Source organism: Amycolatopsis sp. NPDC039088 (assembly GCF_055598845.1).
This window is the reverse complement of the sequence record NZ_JBVKAE010000020.1, coordinates 1-18,944: the sequence shown is the minus strand read 5'-3', so window position 1 is coordinate 18,944 and position 18,944 is coordinate 1. Positions and strand designations below refer to the sequence as shown.

The 18,944-nt window shown below is 68.4% G+C and carries 14 protein-coding genes and 1 pseudogene; 8 read left to right on the top strand and 7 right to left on the bottom strand.

The window, feature by feature from the left end; translation table 11 throughout:
* Window positions 1–27 precede the first annotated feature (27 nt).
* Window positions 28–1,530, bottom strand: a complete 1,503-nt coding sequence (gene rpsA / locus ACZ7KI_RS24630; RefSeq protein ID WP_470275445.1) for a 30S ribosomal protein S1 — start codon at window positions 1,528–1,530, stop codon at window positions 28–30.
* Between the two features lie 305 nt (window positions 1,531–1,835).
* On the opposite strand from rpsA, the gene ACZ7KI_RS24625 reads away from it, so the two are divergent.
* The 6 genes from ACZ7KI_RS24625 (at window position 1,836) to ACZ7KI_RS24600 (ending at window position 7,919) form a co-directional block, all read left to right on the top strand.
* The gene (locus ACZ7KI_RS24625; RefSeq protein WP_470275444.1) at window positions 1,836–2,699 is read left to right on the top strand and encodes a class I SAM-dependent methyltransferase; all 864 of its coding nucleotides are present in this window, start codon (window positions 1,836–1,838) and stop codon (window positions 2,697–2,699) included.
* Window positions 2,696–3,598, top strand: a complete 903-nt coding sequence (locus ACZ7KI_RS24620) for a GNAT family N-acetyltransferase (RefSeq protein WP_470275443.1) — start codon at window positions 2,696–2,698, stop codon at window positions 3,596–3,598. The genes ACZ7KI_RS24625 and ACZ7KI_RS24620 overlap by 4 nt, the downstream gene beginning before the upstream one ends.
* A gap of 33 nt (window positions 3,599–3,631) precedes the next feature.
* On the top strand, window positions 3,632–4,579 hold the full coding sequence (locus ACZ7KI_RS24615) for a GNAT family N-acetyltransferase (RefSeq protein WP_470275442.1): 948 nt from the start codon (window positions 3,632–3,634) through the stop codon (window positions 4,577–4,579).
* Window positions 4,580–4,744: 165 nt separating this feature from the next.
* Entirely contained in the window at window positions 4,745–5,452 is a 708-nt protein-coding gene (locus ACZ7KI_RS24610) for an ABC transporter ATP-binding protein (RefSeq protein WP_470275441.1), read from the top strand.
* Window positions 5,449–7,344, top strand: coding sequence for a YhgE/Pip family protein (locus ACZ7KI_RS24605; protein WP_470275440.1), 1,896 nt, complete (start codon window positions 5,449–5,451; stop codon window positions 7,342–7,344). The genes ACZ7KI_RS24610 and ACZ7KI_RS24605 overlap by 4 nt, the downstream gene beginning before the upstream one ends.
* Entirely contained in the window at window positions 7,341–7,919 is a 579-nt protein-coding gene (locus tag ACZ7KI_RS24600; RefSeq protein ID WP_470275439.1) for a TetR/AcrR family transcriptional regulator, read from the top strand. Before ACZ7KI_RS24605 ends, ACZ7KI_RS24600 begins: the two co-directional genes overlap by 4 nt.
* Before the next feature lie 1,203 nt (window positions 7,920–9,122).
* On the opposite strand, the gene ACZ7KI_RS24595 is transcribed toward ACZ7KI_RS24600, so the two are convergent.
* Genes ACZ7KI_RS24595 through ACZ7KI_RS24570 form a run of 6 tightly spaced genes read right to left on the bottom strand, consistent with a single transcriptional unit; the run spans window position 9,123 to window position 17,122 of the window.
* Window positions 9,123–9,470 carry a CU044_2847 family protein gene (locus ACZ7KI_RS24595; protein ID WP_470275438.1) on the bottom strand — a complete coding sequence of 116 codons (348 nt, stop codon included), beginning with the start codon at window positions 9,468–9,470 and terminating at the stop codon, window positions 9,123–9,125.
* Window positions 9,471–9,480: 10 nt separating this feature from the next.
* Entirely contained in the window at window positions 9,481–10,770 is a 1,290-nt protein-coding gene (locus tag ACZ7KI_RS24590; protein WP_470275437.1) for an ABC transporter substrate-binding protein, read from the bottom strand.
* Window positions 10,767–11,855, bottom strand: a complete 1,089-nt coding sequence (locus ACZ7KI_RS24585; RefSeq protein ID WP_470275436.1) for a hypothetical protein — start codon at window positions 11,853–11,855, stop codon at window positions 10,767–10,769. Before ACZ7KI_RS24585 ends, ACZ7KI_RS24590 begins: the two co-directional genes overlap by 4 nt.
* A complete protein-coding gene (locus ACZ7KI_RS24580; protein WP_470275435.1) occupies window positions 11,852–13,279 on the bottom strand; it encodes a VWA domain-containing protein in 1,428 nt (475 codons plus the stop codon). The genes ACZ7KI_RS24585 and ACZ7KI_RS24580 overlap by 4 nt, the downstream gene beginning before the upstream one ends.
* A gap of 13 nt (window positions 13,280–13,292) precedes the next feature.
* Complete coding sequence (locus ACZ7KI_RS24575; protein WP_470275434.1) at window positions 13,293–15,536, bottom strand: tetratricopeptide repeat protein; 2,244 nt, start codon at window positions 15,534–15,536, stop codon at window positions 13,293–13,295.
* The gene (locus ACZ7KI_RS24570) at window positions 15,533–17,122 is read right to left on the bottom strand and encodes a S1 family peptidase (RefSeq protein WP_470275433.1); all 1,590 of its coding nucleotides are present in this window, start codon (window positions 17,120–17,122) and stop codon (window positions 15,533–15,535) included. Before ACZ7KI_RS24570 ends, ACZ7KI_RS24575 begins: the two co-directional genes overlap by 4 nt.
* A 292-nt stretch (window positions 17,123–17,414) precedes the next feature.
* On the opposite strand from ACZ7KI_RS24570, the gene ACZ7KI_RS24565 reads away from it, so the two are divergent.
* Entirely contained in the window at window positions 17,415–17,867 is a 453-nt protein-coding gene (locus tag ACZ7KI_RS24565; protein WP_470275432.1) for a DinB family protein, read from the top strand.
* Window positions 17,868–18,444: 577 nt separating this feature from the next.
* A pseudogene (locus ACZ7KI_RS24560) lies at window positions 18,445–18,944 on the top strand (transposase); the annotation flags it as partial.

Genomic DNA, 18,944 nt, shown 5'->3' with positions numbered 1-18,944 from the left:
CTGTCAGCTAAGGGCTGAGCGCTTGGATCACGCGCCGCCCGACAGCTTCTCGCGGAGAGCCGCGAGCTGCTCGTCGCTGGCGAGCGTGCCACCGCTCTTGGCCTCGGCCGGAGCGGAGGTGTAGCTCTGCTCGCCCGAGTCGCTCGACGAGGTGACACCGGTCGCGGCGTCCGCGGCGGCCTCGGCGTCGGCCTCGGCAGCCTTCTGGACCTGCTTCATGTGAGCCTCGTAGCGGGTGTGAGCCTCGGCGTACTGACGCTCCCACTCCTCACGCTGCTTGTCGAAGCCTTCCTGCCACTCCTGGGTGTCGGGGTCGAAGCCTTCGGGGTAGATGTAGTTGCCCTCGGCGTCGTACTCGGCGGCCATACCGTACTGAGTGGGGTCGAACTCGGTCTCCGGCGTGACGCCCTCGTTCGCCTGCTTCAGCGACAGCGAGATGCGACGACGCTCGAGGTCGATGTCGATGACCTTGACCATCACGTCGCCGTTGACCTGGACGACCTGCTCCGGGATCTCCACGTGGCGCTCGGCCAGCTCGGAGATGTGCACCAGGCCCTCGATGCCCTCTTCGACGCGCACGAACGCACCGAACGGAACGAGCTTGGTGACCTTGCCCGGCACGATCTGGCCGATCGCGTGGGTGCGGGCGAACTGACGCCACGGGTCTTCCTGGGTCGCCTTCAGCGACAGCGAGACGCGCTCGCGGTCCATGTCGACGTCCAGAACCTCGACCGTGACCTCCTGGCCGACCTCGACGACCTCGGACGGGTGGTCGATGTGCTTCCAGGACAGCTCGGAGACGTGCACCAGGCCGTCGACGCCACCCAGGTCCACGAAGGCACCGAAGTTGACGATGGACGACACGACGCCCTTGCGGACCTGGCCCTTGGCGAGCGCGTTGAGGAACTCGCTGCGCACCTCGGACTGGGTCTGCTCCAGGTAGGCACGGCGGGACAGGACCACGTTGTTGCGGTTCTTGTCCAGCTCGATGATCTTCGCCTCGAGCTCGCGGCCGACGTACGGCTGCAGGTCGCGGACGCGGCGCATCTCGACCAGCGACGCCGGCAGGAAGCCGCGCAGGCCGATGTCCAGGATGAGGCCGCCCTTGACGACCTCGATGACGGTGCCCTTGACGGGCTCGTCCTTCTCCTTGAGCTCCTCGATCGTGCCCCAGGCGCGCTCGTACTGCGCGCGCTTCTTGGACAGGATCAGACGGCCTTCCTTGTCCTCCTTCTGGAGAACCAGGGCTTCGACCTCATCGCCGACGGTGACAACCTCAGCCGGGTCGACATCGTGCTTGATGGAGAGCTCGCGCGAGGGGATGACACCCTCGGTCTTGTAGCCGATGTCGAGCAGGACCTCGTCACGGTCGACCTTGACGATGGTGCCTTCGACGATGTCGCCATCGTTGAAGTACTTGATCGTCTTGTCGATCGCTGCGAGGAAATCTTCCTCCGACCCGATGTCGTTGATTGCGACCTGCGGGGCCCCAATGGGGGCGGTCGGGGCGGTGGCGGTGTCGGTCGTCATTAGGCGGGTTGCTCCGGTGGATGGGAAGTAGTGGGTTTGCGGTTAGGGCACCATGGGCTCTTCCGGCATGAGGCGACCACATCTGCAAACGTCCACAGGGAACGACCGCGAGCATCACCGCATCCGGTACGCGACCCCCTGACCCGGACGCTGAGCGAACCGGGGGAAAGAGTAGCGCGAACCCACTGCGCTAACAGATATCCTACGCGGCCCCCCTGTACACGGCACAATCAGGGTCACACCCGCGATCACAGCGGGCGGACGATCTGGGCCGCGAAGCCCTGACCTGCGGAAAGGATATCGGTTTGAGTCAGCAGTCCACCACCGAGCAGCCAACGGCGGCCGAAAGGCACGCGCAGGCCGAGGAGCGGCTCGGCACCGCTGGGGTCGCCTACCGGGCGGTCTCCGCGCCGGAGGCGACGGCCGCGAACCTGGCCTGGTGGGACGCCGACGCCGACGACTACCAAGCGACCCACGGCGGCTTCCTCGGCGACGCGGACTTCGTCTGGTGCCCGGAGGGCGTCCGCGAAGCCGACGTCGCACTTCTGGGTGAAGTCGACGGCAAGCGGATCCTGGAGATCGGCTGCGGGCAGGCGGCCTGCTCGCGCTGGCTCGCCGCGCAGGGCGCCGAAGCGGTGGCGACCGATCTTTCCGCGGGCATGCTCCGGCACGCGCGGGAGGGCAACGAACGGACCGGGCCCGCCGTCCCCCTCGTACAGGCGACGGCGGAGTCGCTGCCCTTCGCCGACGCGAGTTTCGACGCGGCTTGCTCGGCCTTCGGCGCGATCCCGTTCGTGGCGTCGGTGGACGACGTGTTCGCCGAAGTGCGCCGGGTACTCCGGCCGGGTGCCCGCTGGGTGTTCTCGGTGACCCATCCGATGCGGTGGATCTTCCCCGACGATCCCGGACCGCTGGGCCTCACCGTCACCCAGCCGTACTTCGACCGCACTCCGTACGTCGAGGTCGACGACGAAGGTGTCGCGACCTACGTCGAGTACCACCGCACTCTCGGGGACTACGTCCGCGCGCTCTCCGACTCCGGTTTCGCGCTCACGGACCTCATCGAGCCCGCCTGGCCGGAGGGCCACTCCCGCACCTGGGGACAGTGGAGCCCGTTGCGCGGCAAGCTCTTCCCCGGTACGGCGATCTTCTGCACCCAACGGGGATGACCTCGCCGGGGGATCCGTGGCCGTCGCGGTTCGCCGCGCTCGACCCGCTGCTCCCGCCACCGCCGCCGCTCCCGCCCGGCGAACCCGTCGAAGCGGGCGGCGCGGCCGGGACGATCACGCACGTGCGGTTCCCGTCGGGTTCGTGGCAACGGCTCTGGGGCCCGGCGCAGCTGCAGATCCTCTCCGCCGTCCTCCCCCGCGACGCCCACGCCGGGATGGACGCGCTGCTGTCGGTGTGGCGCGAACGGATCTCGCTCGCCCCCGCCGAATCCGATTCGTCGTGCTCGGTCACCTGGCCCAGCCGCGACGTCGTGGTGGCGCGCGCCCTGCTCGACCACGGGCTCGCTCCGCAGCTGGCGCTGGCCGTCCGCGCCCCGGCCCCCGGCGACGGCCACACCGTGCCGGGGGTGACCGTCCGGGAATCCTCCGGCGGCGATCTGGAAGAGATCGTCGAGCTCCGGTTCGAGGAACTCCGGTACACCTCGTTCGTCGGCCACGCCGTGGTCCGCCCCGGCGCCAAGGCCCTGCTCGCCGAAGAGGTCCGCCGCGGGCTGCAGTTCGGCGGCCGCGTCTGGATCGCCGAAGAAGAGGGCGTCACGGTGGGGATGGTGACCGGCGGAAAGCGCTCGCCCGCCCCCGGTGACGCGCTCGCCGGGCGGCTGCGGCCCGGCGAATGGGGTTACGTCGGCACGCTCGCGGTCACCGCGGCCGCGCGGGGACGCGGGATCGGGCGCGCCCTGACCGCCGTCGCGCACGACGAACTCTTCTCGCCGTCGCTGCGCGGTACGTTCGTCTCGTACAATCCGGCGAATCCGCTGTCCCCGGTGTTCTGGCACCGGCAGGGTTATCGTCCACTATGGACGACGTGGGCGGTGAGCCCGGCCGCTGCCCTGCGGTAGCGGTGATCGACGCTGTCGACCCCTGGGGACGGGATGGAAATCGAGAAGACGTTGTTCGACGCGCACCGGACGCGGTTCGCGACGATCGATCGGCTGCTGCCCGAGGCCGCGCCCCCGCCGGTCGTCGGCGAGCGGGTGGACGCCGCCACCGCTTCCGGGGTTCAGGTCACCGGCGTGGTGCAGCGCCAGCTGCACGGTCCGGACGACGTCCCGCTCCTCTGGTCCGCCGCCGACGTGCGCCAGCTGTTCCCGTTCATCGGGAGCACCGGAACCGAGGGGATGGACGTCCTGCTGCGCGCGTGGCGGACCTGGATGGAGGCCGAATCGCCCGGCGAGGATTCGTCCTGTGTGGTCAATTGGCCGAGCCGGGACGCCGAGGCGATCCGCGCCTTCCTCGACCACGGGCTGGTGCCGATGTCCGCGCTCGCCGTCCGCACCGGCCACCACCGCGAAGACGCGCCCGCCATGCCCGAAGCGCTCGAGGAGGGGGTGGCCATCCGCCGGGCGCGGCCGGACGACTTCGAGGACGTGCTCGCGATGGCCGTGTCGACGCACGACTACATCGGCCAGGTCGCCACCCGCCGTCGCGCGAACGCCGCCCAGCTGCTCGCCCCGGCGCTGGAACGCGCCCTCGACAAGGACTCCCCGCTGCTGTGGCTGGCCGAGCGGGACGGTGAGGTCGCCGCGTTCGCGCACGCCGCCTGGATCGCGTCGGCGCCGGGGTCGGCCGAGGCCGAACTCCTCCCCCACGGGCGCTGGGGATACGTCAACAACGTCGTCACCGTGCCGGGGCTGCGCGGGAACGGCGTCGGCCAGAGGCTGATGTCGGTGGTGCACAACGAGTTCGCCGCCGACGGCGCGGAGGGCACCTACCTCTACTACAACCCGACCAACCCGCTCTCTTCGGTGTTCTGGCACCGGCAGGGTTATCGTCCACTATGGACGTCCTGGGAGGTCCATCCGGCTTCGGCGCTGCGCTGACGAAAGGCGGGCCGAACCGGAGAGTCTCGTCCGGTTTGCGGCGGTTTCGTCACTCTTGGGTGTGACATGGGCCCCGCACGGTTGCTCACCTCCCAGGTCAGGGCTAACTTTTGAACTGACCAGTCAGTTTAAAAGTTCCACGAGTCATCGACCTGGGAGTTCTTCGTGCGGGTTCAAGCCGACAGGGTGTCCGTCACCGGACCCCACGGCACGTTGCTGTCGCCCACCTCGCTCACCGTCTCGGGCGGTGAGCTGGCGATCGTGCACGGCGAGCCCGACGTCGGCGTCACGGCCTTCGGGCTGGCGCTGGCCGGGCGGCTGAAGCCCGCGACCGGGACCGTGACCGTCGAAGGCGGTGATCCGCGGCAGGTCGTCGCGGTCGTCGACTCCCCCGGCGTGAGCGACCCGGACGGCGCGCTCACGCTGCAGGTCGTCGTCGGCGAGGAACTCGAACTGGCGAAACGCCCGGCGAGCAAGGCGGCCGTCGCGAGCTGGCTGGCCGAGCACGACGCCGCCGCGTTCGCCACCACCCGCTTCGAGAACATCGAAGCGGTGACCCGCACCCGGCTGCTCACCGCGCTCGCCGCGAGCCGCAAGGGTGTCGGCGTACTCGTGCTCGACACCCCCGACAGGCACACCAGCGACGTCGACGGCTGGACGAGGATCGCCCGCGAGCACGCCGAACGCGGCCTCGCCGTCATCGTGCTGACCGCGACGACCCCCGTTTCCGCCCTGCCGGAGAAGCCCGCGCTCCTCGGCGGCCTCGACCAGCCGGCCCCCGTGCGCTGCGCGCCCGCCGGGACACCGGCGGAGACCACGTTGGAAGAGACCGTGCCGGACGACCTCGAAAAGACCTCAGGAGACCAGGAATGAACCCCGTCCGGATCGCAGGCAACGAGCTGCGCCGGCTGAGCAGCGGCACCCTGCCGAAGCTCGCCATGGTCGCGCTCGTTCTGGTACCGCTGCTGTACGCGTCCTTCTACCTCTACGCGAACTTCGACCCGTACTCACGGCTGGACAAGCTCCCGGCGGCCGTCTTCACCTCGGACGCCGGTGCGAAGGACTCGGCCGGGGCGGAGCGCAACGTCGGCCGCGAAGTGACCGACGAGCTGGTCAAGTCCGGCACCTTCCAGTGGCACGAGGTCTCCCCCGAAGAGGCCGCCAAGGGTGTCCGTGACGACACCTACTCGTTCGCCATCGGCATCCCGCGTGACTTCTCCACGGCGTTGCTGTCCTCCGGCAACTTCCAGCCCCAGCAGGCGACCATCACGCTGACCACCAACGACGCCAACAACTATCTGTCCGGCACCATCGCGAAACAGGTCGCCGAACAGGTCCGCAAGACGATCGCGGAGAAGGTCGGCAGCGAGGCGGCGGACAAGTTCCTGGTCGGCTTCTCCACGATCTACGGCAAGATCCAGGAGGCCTCGACGGGCGCTTCGCAGCTCGCCGACGGCGCGGGCAAGCTCAAATCCGGTCAGCAGCAGCTCGCCGACGGCGCGTCCCAGCTCGCTTCCGGCAGCTCCCAGCTGGCGACCGGGCTCAGCACCCTGAAGTCGGGTACCGCCCAGCTGCCCGCCCAGACGCAGAAGCTCGCCGACGGCGCCGGGCAGGTCGCCGACGGGAACCAGAAGGTCGCCGACGCCGCCTCGCTCGCGGCGACGGCGTCCGGCGACATCCAGGCGAAGCTCGACGGCTACCGCACCCAGCTCGCGCAGGATCTGCGGAACGCCGGCCTCCCGGAAACCCAGGTGCAGGAGATCCTGAGCCGCCTCGACACCCTCCGCTCGCCGGTGGACCAGGCGAACACGAAGATCCAGGGCGCCAACAGCCAGCTCACCCAGCTCGCGTCCGGCGCGCGCCAGGTGTCCGACGGCGCGCACCAGCTGGCCTCGGCGACGCCGCAGCTCACCATCGGGATCGCGCAGGCCTCCGACGGGGCGAACCAGCTCCGTGACGGCGCGGCGAAGCTGAACGACGGCGAGAAGTCCGCGGTCACCGGCACGAACCAGCTCGCCGACGGCGCGGTGCAGCTCCGCGACGGACTCGCCGCCGGACTCAAACAGATCCCGAACCCCGACGACCCGACCCGCGCGGCCACCGCCAACACCATCGCCGACCCGGTCGCGGTCCACTCCTCCGGCGTCGCGTCGGCGGGGACCTACGGCGCGGGACTCGCCCCGTTCTTCATCTCGCTGGCGACCTGGATCGGCGCGTTCGTGCTGTTCCTGTTGCTGCGTCCGCTCTCGACCCGCGCGCTGACCGCCGGCGCGTCACCGTTCAAGGTCGCGCTCGGCGGCTGGCTCCCCTCGGCGCTGCTGGGGATCGCGCAGGTGATCGTGCTGTTCGGCGCGGTGACCTGGCTGGTCGGCATCGACGTCGCGCATCCGCTCGGCGCCATCGGGTTCGCCGTGCTGGTGTCGCTCACCTTCACCGCCGTGGTGCACGCGCTCAACGCCTTCTTCGGCGCCGTCGGGAAGTTCCTCGGCCTGGTGCTGCTGGTGCTGCAGCTGGTCAGCGCGGGCGGCACGTTCCCGTGGCAGACCATCCCGGACGCGCTCTACCCGCTGCACATCGCCCTGCCGATGGGGTACGCGATCGACGGGTTCCGGCACCTGCTCTACAGCGGCGCGTCGATGAAGATCCTCGGTGACATCGGGGTCCTGCTGGCCTACCTCGTCGGCGCGATCCTGGTTTCGACGCTCGCCGCGCGGAAACGGCGTACCTGGACGGTTTCGGCGCTGAAACCCGAGCTGGCGTTGTGACCACCCGGGGTGAGGCGACGAAGCAGAAGTTGTTCGAGGCGACCCTGCGGCTGTCGGCCAGCCGCGGCCTCGTCGGGCTGACGGTGGACGACATCGCGGCCGAGGCGAAGGTCGCCAAGGGCACCGTCTACTACAACTTCGGCAGCAAGGACGGTCTCGTCGACGCGCTGTTGCGCTACGGCGTCGGCGTACTCGCCGACCGGCTGCGCGCGGCCACCGGCGACGGCGACCCGATGGACGTCATCGAGTCGCAAGTGGACGGTGCGCTGGAGTTCATCGCCGAATACCCCGGTTTCTCCCAGATCCTGGTGAGCGAGATGTGGCGCACGCCCGGCACGTGGCACGAGACGCTCACGTTGCTGCGCGAGGAGATCATCTCGATCGTGCGCGAACAACTGCATCGGCTGGACGCCGCCGGGCGGCTGCCCGACGGCGTCCAGATCCCGACGGCGGCGGCCGGGTTGTTCGGCACGATGCTGGTGGTCGCCCTGGACTGGCAGGTGTTCCAGCCGAAACGCACGCGGGCCGACGTGCGGGAGTCGGTGATGGTGCTGATCCGGGGGCTGGGCCGGTAGGTCCGTGAAGGCCTCCTTCCCTACCTTGAAAGTAGGGAAGGAGGCCTTCGCTACCGTCGGATGTGATCCTCGGTGACAGTGGGCCGAGCCCAGGGTCCTGGCAAAGTCGCGATCTTGCAGGTCAGGCGACTATTCCTGCATTGTCACGGGTCGCGCGCACCGGTGGCGGTGGCGGAGCTTGGTTCTGGGCACCAGCGGGCTTCGGTGTCCACAAGGGACACCGCCAGCCGATCGAGTGTCCGATTGATGCCGCTCTATACGTTTCCGTGCGGGGTCGTGAGTGTTAATGAGGGTTATTGAGGGGTAAGGCAAACATGGCGTGATCGCCTCGCTGATGTGAAGGTCTCCTTCCCTGCCCTGAAGGTAGCGAAGGAGACCTTCGCGGACTGGTCGCAATCAAGGACTCCCCACTGAGACAGTGGAGCCTCCTTGACTGTCCACAGGGGACACCATTGGACGACTTCATGTCCGATTGATGCCTATATTTACCGTTTCGAAGAGGGTCGTGAGTGTTAATTAGGGTTATTGAGGGGTAAGGCAAAGGTGGCGTGGTGGGTGGTAAGTCCGTGAAGGCCTCCTTGAGGGACTCTGGGTCCCTCAAGGAGGCCTTCACGGACTTCAAGACGGGACGTTGATGTCACAGCCGTCCCACTGTCACCAGGGATCACGCCTGACGGTAGTGAAGGGCTCCTTCACTACCGTCAGCGTAGGCAAGGAAGCCTTCACCACCAGGGAAACGCGTAGGCAGCAGCGACCACAGCCCGCGACACGACACGTTTGACTTACCCCTCAATAGAACCCTACTTCGCACTCACGACCCGCTCGCGAAACCACGCATACCACCCAAGTTGGATACTTACCCGTGCAAATAGAGTCCTTTGTGGACAGACCAGTCGCCGTCCCCGCTCCCGTCAGCCGGTCCGGACCCACGCCGGGGCACGCCACGTTTGGGTTACCTCTCAATAGAACGACCCACATCACTCACGACCCCCTCGCCAAACCCCACAACTCGCCCAAATCGGGCACATTGTCCCGAGAAGTGTCCCTTATGGACAGACGGGAGCCAGGTGAGGCCCCTTTTGCGTGAATCCGCTCCCGCCGGCTCCGCCACGACACGTTCACCTTGACCCGCTCTGGTAATGGAGCCGACCAGCAGTTATGCGACTTCGCCGGAACCCTGGCCGAGCCGAGGAAAGGAGACCTTCAGCTCCCGGCCGGGTTCTCGGTAGCGCTTTCGTGCTCCCGCACCCACTTCAGCTTGACCTCGAAGTTCCCCTCCAGCCCCGTTTTCGCGATCACGGCGCCCGCCTGCGCGGTCAGCTTCACCCCGAACTTGATCTCGACCTCGTCCGGTCCCGTGGTCATGGACCGGAACGTCGCCAGCGCCGACGCCGCCGCCTCCCGCACATTCGCCAGTGCCGCTTCGAACGATCCCTTGGCGTCCTCGATCAGGTCGTCGCGCCGGGAGACCCGGGAGGTGCCGGGGACGGGGTCTATCTCGACGACCACCGAACCGCCGCCTTCGAGCGGGAACCGCGTCAGGTCGTTCACCGATACTCCTTCACTGTCCACAAGGGATTCTCAGCCATTCGCCGGACGGGACGCTTTGCCGGATTCCGTCGAGTTGACTCAACAGGATGTCCAGCCGGTCCCGGTTGCTCAGGTACTCCAGAACGGCACGGTGGAACGCGCCTGCCATCGTCACGGGCATCAGGTCGGAGGCGTCGAAGCACAGTGCGGGCGCCGAGGTGAGAGTTTCCGCGATCTTCCGGCTCACCTGGTCGGTGTAGACGTCGAAACCCAGCTTCCGGTTGGCGGAGAACGCGCTCGCGCGCGGGATCGACGGCCAGACGCGCTGTGCCTTCTCCGAAGCCAGGTACTGGATCAGTTTTCGCGCCTGCGGAGTGTCACGGAACATTCCGGCGAGGTCGGCGGCGACTTCGGAGACGTCGCGTCCGGGGAATCGCAGGAAGTCGAAATCGGTGCCAGGGCGCGGAGAAGTCCCGTCCGCTCGTTTCACGTCCTGGTAGCGGCTCATGATGAACGACGCCTGATGTTCGAGCACACAGCCCGGCGGATCGGTGAACATCGGCTTGCCCGCGTCGCCGAAATCGGTCAGCAGCGCGGCCGCGGCCCCGCCGCGGATCCCGGCGGGGTCGATCAGGGAACCCCAGTCCAGCCAAGCCTGTTTGACCTCCGGCGACGTCCACTTCAGACTCCCGGACGCCCACTGCCAGTACTTCTCGGGACCCGCCGAGTGCAGGAAGATGTCCTCGATCCAGTCGGTTCCCGGCCAGCCCGACGTGGGCGGGGCGCCCATCCCCACACACCACGGCGTGCCGCCCGAGGCCGTCAGCCCGGCGGCGAACGTGCGGAGACCTTCGAACGTCGTCGGGCGGATCCCGGTCAACCGGGCCGGGTTGTACCAGATCACGCTCTTGAGATCGGCCTTCACGGCGACCGCGTACAGCTTCTGCGTGCCGATCTTCTGCAGGGCCACCCATTGCGGGCTGAAGGAGCCCCCCATGGTCGCGGCGAGATCGTCGTCGAGCGGCACCAGGTCGCCCGACTTCTGGTACTTCGCCAGCACACCGGCGTTCGGCAGGACGGCGACATCCGGTGGCGTGCCGCGCTGGACATCCGAGGCGAGCACCTGGTCGACGGCGCGAGTGCCCTGATAGAGGTACTTGACGCCGGTGTCGGCCTCGAACGCGTCCAGCACCCGCCGGAACGCGTCCGCCTCGGGGCCGGTCCACGACGCGAGTACGACGACGGTGCCGCCGTCGGCCGACGCGGAGCAGCCGCCCGCGATCAACGACAGTGCCATCACCAAGGCCAGTAACCGTTTCACGGCCGGTACCGGTATTCGTCGATCCGGCCGTGCAACCCGAGCAGGACCAGTCCGCCCGCGAGCAGGGTGCCCGCCGGGATCAGGTACTCCCGCCCGCCGGATTCGGCCGCCCCCGAAGCGTCGGCCGCCACCGCCTTCGCGCCCGCGGTGGCCACCCGCGTGTTGTCCGTGGCAGGCGTCGTGGCCTGCTGTGCCTTCGCCCGGAATTCGTCGACGGTCACACCGCATCCCTGCTCCCTGTCGCAGTACTCGCTCAGCAGGTCGGCGAGCCGTCGCTGGCCCGCGTCGTCGGCCGCCTGGATCTGCGTGTCCCGCGCCTCGGCGACCGCGTCGAGCCGCTTTCCGACCGAGTCCAGCCGGTCGCGGCTGACCACGGTGAACAGCAGCGCCACCCCGATCGCGGCGATCAGCACGGTCGCCGCGAGCAACGGCACGTTCGCCACCCGGCGGAACCGCTTCTTCAGGTACAGCTGGGTGAACACCAGCAGCCCCAGCAGAGCCAGTATCGGAAGGAGCCACAGCGGGAGCATCGCAATGCTGACGCCGGTCGACGAGAGTTGCGCGTCCAATGCTTCACGTTGCTTGTGCTGCAACAATTCCAGCTCGTCGAGGACACCGCCGGGGGCGTGCAGCAACCGGGAGGCTTGCCACAGGTCGGCCGCACCGAGCACCGCCGCGTCCAGCTGGCGGAAATGCACGTCGGCCTGCCCGATGGAACCCGAATAGGCCGCCACCTGACTCTCCACCACCTGCAGCCCGTTGCCGCCGGGTCCGCCAGCCTGATTGAACTCCGCGACGCGCGCGAGGCTCTGGCTCGCCAGCGCCAGCTGGTTCGAGTACTCCTGGCCGGGCCCGGCGAGCCTCGCCTCGCCCGAGGCGAAACTGGTGACCGCGGCGGCGTCGGCGGCCACCAGCGCGGCCCGCGCGGCGGTCACCTCGAGTACCGCTTGCGAGGTTCGGTCACGGACCGTTTCGGCGGCGTTCTGGACGCTGTGGAAAGCCCACAGCGACACCACCAGGACGACGAGGGTCAGCGCCAGCAGGCCGGCACGGAGCCGCACCAGCCGTACCCGGGTGGCCGTCACGAAACCGCCTCGTCGAACGGTCTGCCGCAGCCGACGCAGAAGTTCGCCCCGGCGGGAGACAGTGCGGGACAGCCGGCGCAGGCGACCGGCGGCGCCTCGGTCGGGGAAACGGGCATCGGCCGATCTTCCTGCTCGGACGCGATTTCCGAAACCCTCGAAGGGATAACGACGTGCAGAACGTGGCTTCGCGTCGCGTCGGTGCGCAAGCGCACGACGCCCTTCTTCGCGTCGACGATCTCCACGACCCCCGCGAGACGGCCGAGAGTGTCTTCATCGCCCGCGGCGGCGGCCAGGGTAACCGCCCGGCCCCAATGCTGTTCGGCACCGGACTGGTCACCGGCCGCGTAGGCGTCGCCGCCCGCGGTCAACGCCTCGCCGAGATCGGCCTGGGCGGCGTACTTCGAAACCATCGGGTGAATCAGCGTCGGCGGGATCGGGTCGTGGGTCCATTGGCCCGCGATGGGCAGCGCGTCCCCCTCGACCGTGGCTCCGGGGACGGGCACGAGTTCCGTCCACGCCAGCTGCCTGTCCTGCCCGTGGCTGGGTTCGAGATCCGGATCGAGGTCCAGGATCACCTGGTAGTCCCGTGTTTCGTCACCGGCGAACGAACCGAGTGAGAGTTCCATCTCGCGGACGGCGATCTCCCGGCACCGGTCGGTGAGGTCGTACTCGTCCGGGAACACCTGCTTGACCGACCGCAGCCTGCTGAACGGCATGGTGCCGATCCGCAGCCGGACCTCGGGCAGCACCTTGGTCATCGCGCTCTCGACGAGGTTCCGGAAATCCTCGGCGAGTTCGGCGTCCTCGACGACGGAGTCGACGTTCCCACGCAGCACCCTGGCGATCTGGATGAGTTCCGCCGGTTCCCAGCCGTCGCCGATTCCCCTGGCGTCGCAGACGAACCGGCCCTCGCAGCTGTTCAGCACGCTCATCAGATCGGCCCTGGTCTGCGAGTCGTTGCGGCCGTCGGTGAGGAGGATCGCGTGGCGGACGGCGTCGGGCTCGGTTGCGAAAAGGTCACGGGCCTTGGCCAGCCAGGCGCCCATAGCGGTGCCGCCGACCGCCGCGAGATGCTCGACCGCGGCACGCGCCTCCGCCCGGGTCCGCTCGGAAGCGGTCACCAGACCGTCCTCGGCCGGGTAGATCAGCTTCGCGCGGTCGGTACCTTGGATGACGGCGAAGCGCACGCCGTCGGGGAAGACGTCGATGGCGGCCGTGGCGGCACGCCGGGCCTCGCCGATCTTGGTGCTGGGGAAGCGCATCGAGCTGGAGCAGTCGATCATCAGCACCTCGGCGGCGGTCCTGGCGACGGTCGCTTCGCCGCCGCGGGACACGACCCGGACGATCGCGGTCATCGCCCGGTCCCCCTCGGCCAGGAACTTGTTCTGGTGCACTTCGAGCCCCAGACTCGGCTCCCCGCTCATCGTTCGTCCCCTTTCACACCAGGGTCACCGGTCTCACCGAGTTGGCGAGATCGATCAGCACGTCGTGCAGTTCGGGCGTCGGCGCGTGATGGGCGAGCCGCCGGTACGACTGGTCCAGTACCGTGCGCGCGCCCGTCTCGTCCGCCCGCAGGATCGCGCCGTCGGTGATCCCGTCCTGTCCGATGAGCACCCCTGCCAGCCCGGTCTCGCGCACGGCCGTCACCAGCCGGTCGGACGCGTCGCCGTCGAGGTCCAGAGCGGACAGCCGGACCACCGCCTCGTCGAGTTCCGCCGACACCGGGAGATCCCCGGTCCCGGGCATCGGCGCGGACAGCACCCGCACCCCGGCGATCCGCGCCGCCTCGTCGTAGCGGGAGAATTCCGGGACCTGGTCGAGGATCTCGACCGCGGCGGCGCGGTTGCCCCGCAGCAGCCGGACCCGGGCGAGCCCGAACGCCGCGCTGACCTGGTTCCGGTCCCGCGCCCACAAGGCGTCGTAGTACCGCTCCGCGGCGGCCACGCCGTTGAGGTGCTCCTCGCAGAGACCGAGCGCGAGTTTCGGCGGCTCCTCACCGGGGATGTCGCGGTACACGGCGTCGAATTTCTCCTTCGCCGCGGCGAAATCGCCGGAGCCGAGGGCCAGCAGGGCCCGGTGCCACGCCACGCGCCAGTCATGGGCGGCGCGGTCACCGAGCAGCCGTTCGGCCTCCGCCACCGCCAAGGCGCCTTCCACGGTCGCCCCGAGTTCCAGCCGCGCCCGGCAGCGGCGGAACTCGACTTCGACCGAACTCGGCGCCTTTTCGAGTTTCTTCAGCAGCCGCGCCGCGTCGGGGGCGCGAACAGTCCGCAGGAAGGTCACCTGCGGGTCATCCGGATCCTCCTTCGGCAGCGGCAGGCCGACGGCGATCTCCGCGGCCGTCGGCCGTTCGCCGAGCGAAACGGGTGTCCCCCGCGTCCAGTGCTCCAACGGCGGCGCCTGGCCAAGTCCCGCGTCGAGCAGTACCGCCCCTTCGGTGAACAGCGTGGACCCGGCGGGCCGGGATTGCCTGTCCCGTAAGGAAAGGATCTCGGCGAGCACGCCGTCGAGCTGGACGAGCATCTCGTGCGCGGTCGCGAACCGCCGCTCGAACGGGGCGGTCGCACGGTCGAGGACCCGGACGAAGGATTCGATGCCGAACCGGACGCCGCGCGCGTCGGGGGTGACCGACCAGCCGTCGCTGGCCTGGAAGAGTTCCCGCAACGTCATGCCGACGGTGTGGATGTCGGACCGGACGGTGAGCCCATGTCTCGCCCGTTCCTTCACCGGCACCTGGTAGTGCTCGGTCACGACGGCCGGGCTTTCGTCGTCGGAGATCTTGCGGATGGCACCGAAATCGATGACCTTGATCCGCTTCTCGCCGTGGATCACGTTGTCCGGCTTCATGTCGCAGTACAGCAGGCCCTCACCGTGCAGGTAGTCGAGCGCGGTCAGGATTTCGCGCCCATAGGCCACGACGTGCTCGACCAGCAACCGTCCCTCGCTGGAATCCAGCCCCGCCCGGCCGCGGTTCTTGATCTCCCGCAGGGAAAGACCGTCGACGAACTCCATGACGATGTAGCGGAAGTCGTGGTGCTCGACCACGTCGAAGATCCGGACGATGTTCGGATGCTCCAGCGCGGTGAGCACCTGGCTCTCGGTCTCCGCGATCCGCACGGCGGCGGTGTTGTTCGTGTTGATCAGGCCCTTGAGCGCGACATATCTGCCGCCGAGGCCGGAATCCGTTGCCAGATAGACGAAACCGAGTCCGCCGCGGGCGACGCAGCCGAGCACGTGGTACCGGCCGTCGACCACGTCGCCCGCCGCGAGCTTGGGCACGAAAGAGAACGGCGTCCGGCAGACCGGGCAGAATCCTTCGAGCGGCGCGGGCCCGCCGCCGATCGAACGACCGACCGGGGTGCCAGTGCAGCCGAGTTTGCCGCAGAACCGTTCCTCCTCCGGGACCTGAGGTTCGGTCAGCAGGCGGCCCGCGATGTCGGGGAGTTCGACGAGCGGCAGCGGGACCCGGTCGTCCGCGGTCGCGTGGCCGGCCATCTGCTGTGACCGGGTGACGACCGTGCTCGTGATCCTGGTCGGCGCCTCGCCAGGACCGGGGATCACCAGTGTCGGTTTTTCGCGCCGCACGGACTCTTCCGGCGCGCCGGGCGGCAGCCCGCAGACCTTGCAGAAACCGGTCTTGCCGAGCACACCGTGGCAGCCGTCCCGTCCGCAAGCCGTCATCCGTCGATCCGTTTCCGTACGGTGTTCGCGTACTGCTCGACGGCGGCCGCCGCGGCCACGAGGTCGCACGGTCCTTCGAAGAGCATCCGCCAGGCGGGAGCGTAGGCGGCATCGAGTTCGACGTCTTCGACGAAGCCACTGTTACGGGCCATCTCGCCGTACGCGTCGAGCCGGGCGCGAAGTTCCGCGCGCCGGGCGAGGTTCTCGTCGAGGAGGCGGCGCAGATCGCGGGCGCGGTCCACGGCCCTGGCCACGGTCCGCTCGCAGGCGGGCAACTGCCGTTTCACCCACTCGGGTTCTCCGTCCCGCTCCGCCGAACGCAGTTGCGTCACCGCGCCCTTCAGCCGCCGCGCCCTGACCTGGGCGTCCGGGGTATCGGTGAAGCGGGGCGTGTCACTGAGATTTTCCTTCTCCAGCCGGGCGAGTTCGGCCAATCGGGTCTCCAGCAGAGCGAGGCGGCCCTCGATGTCGTCCTCGTCGGCGGGCGAGGCGCTGGTGCTCGTCCGGACCTCACTCACCATCGGCGAACTCTCCTCACGGAAGGCGAGGGCGAGCCGCAGCCCGAGGTCGTGCACGCGGTGCGCCAACGGGATCAGGACCTCGCCGACGAGTTTCTCCGGTTCGGCCGACTCGTCGATCCCGTAGATGACGACGGTCCTGCCAGAGCCGTGACGGCCCGCTGCGACGTCGAGCCGCTCGGAGATCCGGCGGCGGACCTCGTCGGCGGTCTTGCCGACCGCGTCGACCGCGAGCACGACACTGCCGACCGGCGGCACCGTCGGCCCGGACGCGCTCCGTCCCGCGCCGCGTTCCCGGTCGGCGAGCACGACGGCGCGGCGCAACGAGGCGGCGATGGCGGAATCATCCTCGCCGGTGATGATCACCCAGACGTCCGAGCCGCCATGCCCACCGAGCCAGCCGGCGAACTCGCGCGCGAACGGCTCGTCGATGGCGGGCTCCGGGTAATGCACGAAGCTCGGGTCGATCGCCGGGCTTCCTTGAGCCCAGCGGCGCAGTTTCGGCAGGTAGCCGAGCATGGTCTCGACCGGGATCATCCAGGAGACGCGGGCGGCCTCGGTCGCGTACCGGGTGGCGACCATGCCGACGACGTGCCCGCTCTTGTCGGCGACCACCGCGGCACCGCTGAAGCCGTGCGTGATCGGCTCGGCGTCGGAAGTGCGATGGAGCTGGACGCGCTCGAGACCGTGCCCGCCGTCGCCGACGACGGTCGCCAACGACCACATGCCGTCCGATCCCTGCGGGAAACCGTAGGCGCGGACGCGCTGGTCGTCTTCGAGAGCCGTCCGGTGAAGCGGGGCGCCGATGACCTGTTCCTCCGGGTCGCGCAACCGGAGCAACGCGACGTCCCCGCCGTCGTCCCCGATAGGTGCCGCCTGCGCGACGATCGTGGCGAATCCGGGCTCCACACCGGGAAGCGCCACGAAATCCACCGTGATTTCGTCGTGGCCTTCGATCACGTGAGCGCAGGTGAGGAGGTGTTCGTCATCGAGCATGGTCCCGGCGCCCAGGATCCGCCCACGACGATCGCGCAGCCGCACCCGCCAGCGTCTGCGCTCGGAAGTCACTCAGAAGACCCTACCGACCTCAAGTGGTAATGACGGTTTTAATCGTCGTTATTCTTCATTGACCCCGCTCTCGAACGCGTCATAGGATCACGGCGGCGTCTTCACCGGATCTTCCGGTGACCGACCTCGACCGCGGTGTCCACTTCTGCCCGCGTCGACACGCCCCCTCGAATGCATCGACGCTCCTACTTCTGGGCGTCGGCCTCACATAAGACGGCACAGCTTCTTCAACCATGCGAAAAACGGAGTGAAACCCTTGAATCCCAGCAGAATCACCAATGGCAGCGAACGAATGCTTCTCGAGAACACGCTCGATCGCAACCGCGAAGCCCTGATCGAGACCGCACGCGGCCTCTCCGAAGCCGACGCCCGCCGACGGCTCGTCGCTTCACTGACGACGCCGATCTCCCTGCTCAAACACGCCGCGGCCGCCGAACGGATCTGGTTCCAACGATTCTGGGCCGGTCTCGGCGAATCGGAATGCGACGGATATTCGGCCCGGGACGAGGGCACCTTCACCGTCAAGGACGACGAGTCCCTCGCCGACGTCATCGCCGAGTTCGAACGCGCGAGCCGACGCTCACGGGAGATCGCCGCGCGCTTCGACCTCGACGACACCAAGGACATCCCCGGTGAAGGAACCATCAGCCTGCGGTGGACCTTGCTCGCCATGATCGAGGAATTCGCCCGGCACGCGGGACACGGCGACATCCTGCGCGAGCAGATCGATCAGCCCGCCTCTTGAGTGGTGACGGTTCTGGCCAAGGGTGTTTGAGGAAACGCGACCTTCACACCTTCCCCAGTACATGAAGGCCCCTTCCTTGCGCTAGGCGCCAGGGTCCCGGCAAAGTCGCATAACTGCTGGTCGGTTCCGCCGCTAGAGCGGGACAGGGCGAACGTGTCGTGGTGGTCCCGGCGGGAGCGGGCTCACGCAAAGGGCCTCACCCGGCTTCTGACCGTCTATAAGGGACACTTTCCGAGCCAAATGTGCCCGGTTTGGGAGACTTGCACGGTTTCCGTGCGGGGTCATGAGTGTTAATGAGGGTTATTGAGAGGTAACCCAAAACGTGGCGTGCCCCGGCGTGGGTCCGGACCGGCTGACGGGAGCGGGGACGGCGACTGGTCTGTCCACAAAGGACCCTATTTGCACGGGTAAGTATCCAACTTGGGTGGTATGCGTGGTTTCGCGAGCGGGTCGTGAGTGCGAAGTAGGGTTCTATTGAGGGGTAAGTCAAACGTGTCGTGTCGCGGGCTGGGGACTGCCCAGGGTTTGGTTGACACCTGATTTGTGAGGTTTCGGCCTTGCTTGAAAGGATGTCTTCGTGCCCAAGCCCTATCCTCGTGAGTTTCGTGACGACGTCGTCGCGGTCGCCCGTCAAGGCCAGGTCCCGTTGAAGCAGGTCGCCAAGGACTTCGGGATCTCCGAGTCGTGTCTGGCGAACTGGATGCGTGCCGCGGACGTCGAGGCCGGCAAGCGGCCCGGTGTGACTGCGGATGGGTCCGCTGAGCTGCGTGAACTCCGCAAACGCAACCGTCTGCTTGAGCAGGAGAACGAAGTTCTGCGGAAGGCTGCCGCGTATCTCGCGCAGGGCAACCTGCCGGGAAAATAGCCTTCCCGCTCGTCCGTGACCTGGCCGCGGCCGGCGCCCCGCTCAGGGTGCCGGTCGCGGTGACGTGCAGGGTGCTGGGGATCTCCCGGCAGGCCTACTACCAATGGTGCTCCAATCCGGTTTCCCAACGTGATTGGGACGACGCCCACCTGATCAACGCCGCACTCGGCATCCACGCCGACGACCCGGGCGACGGATACCGGTTCATCGCC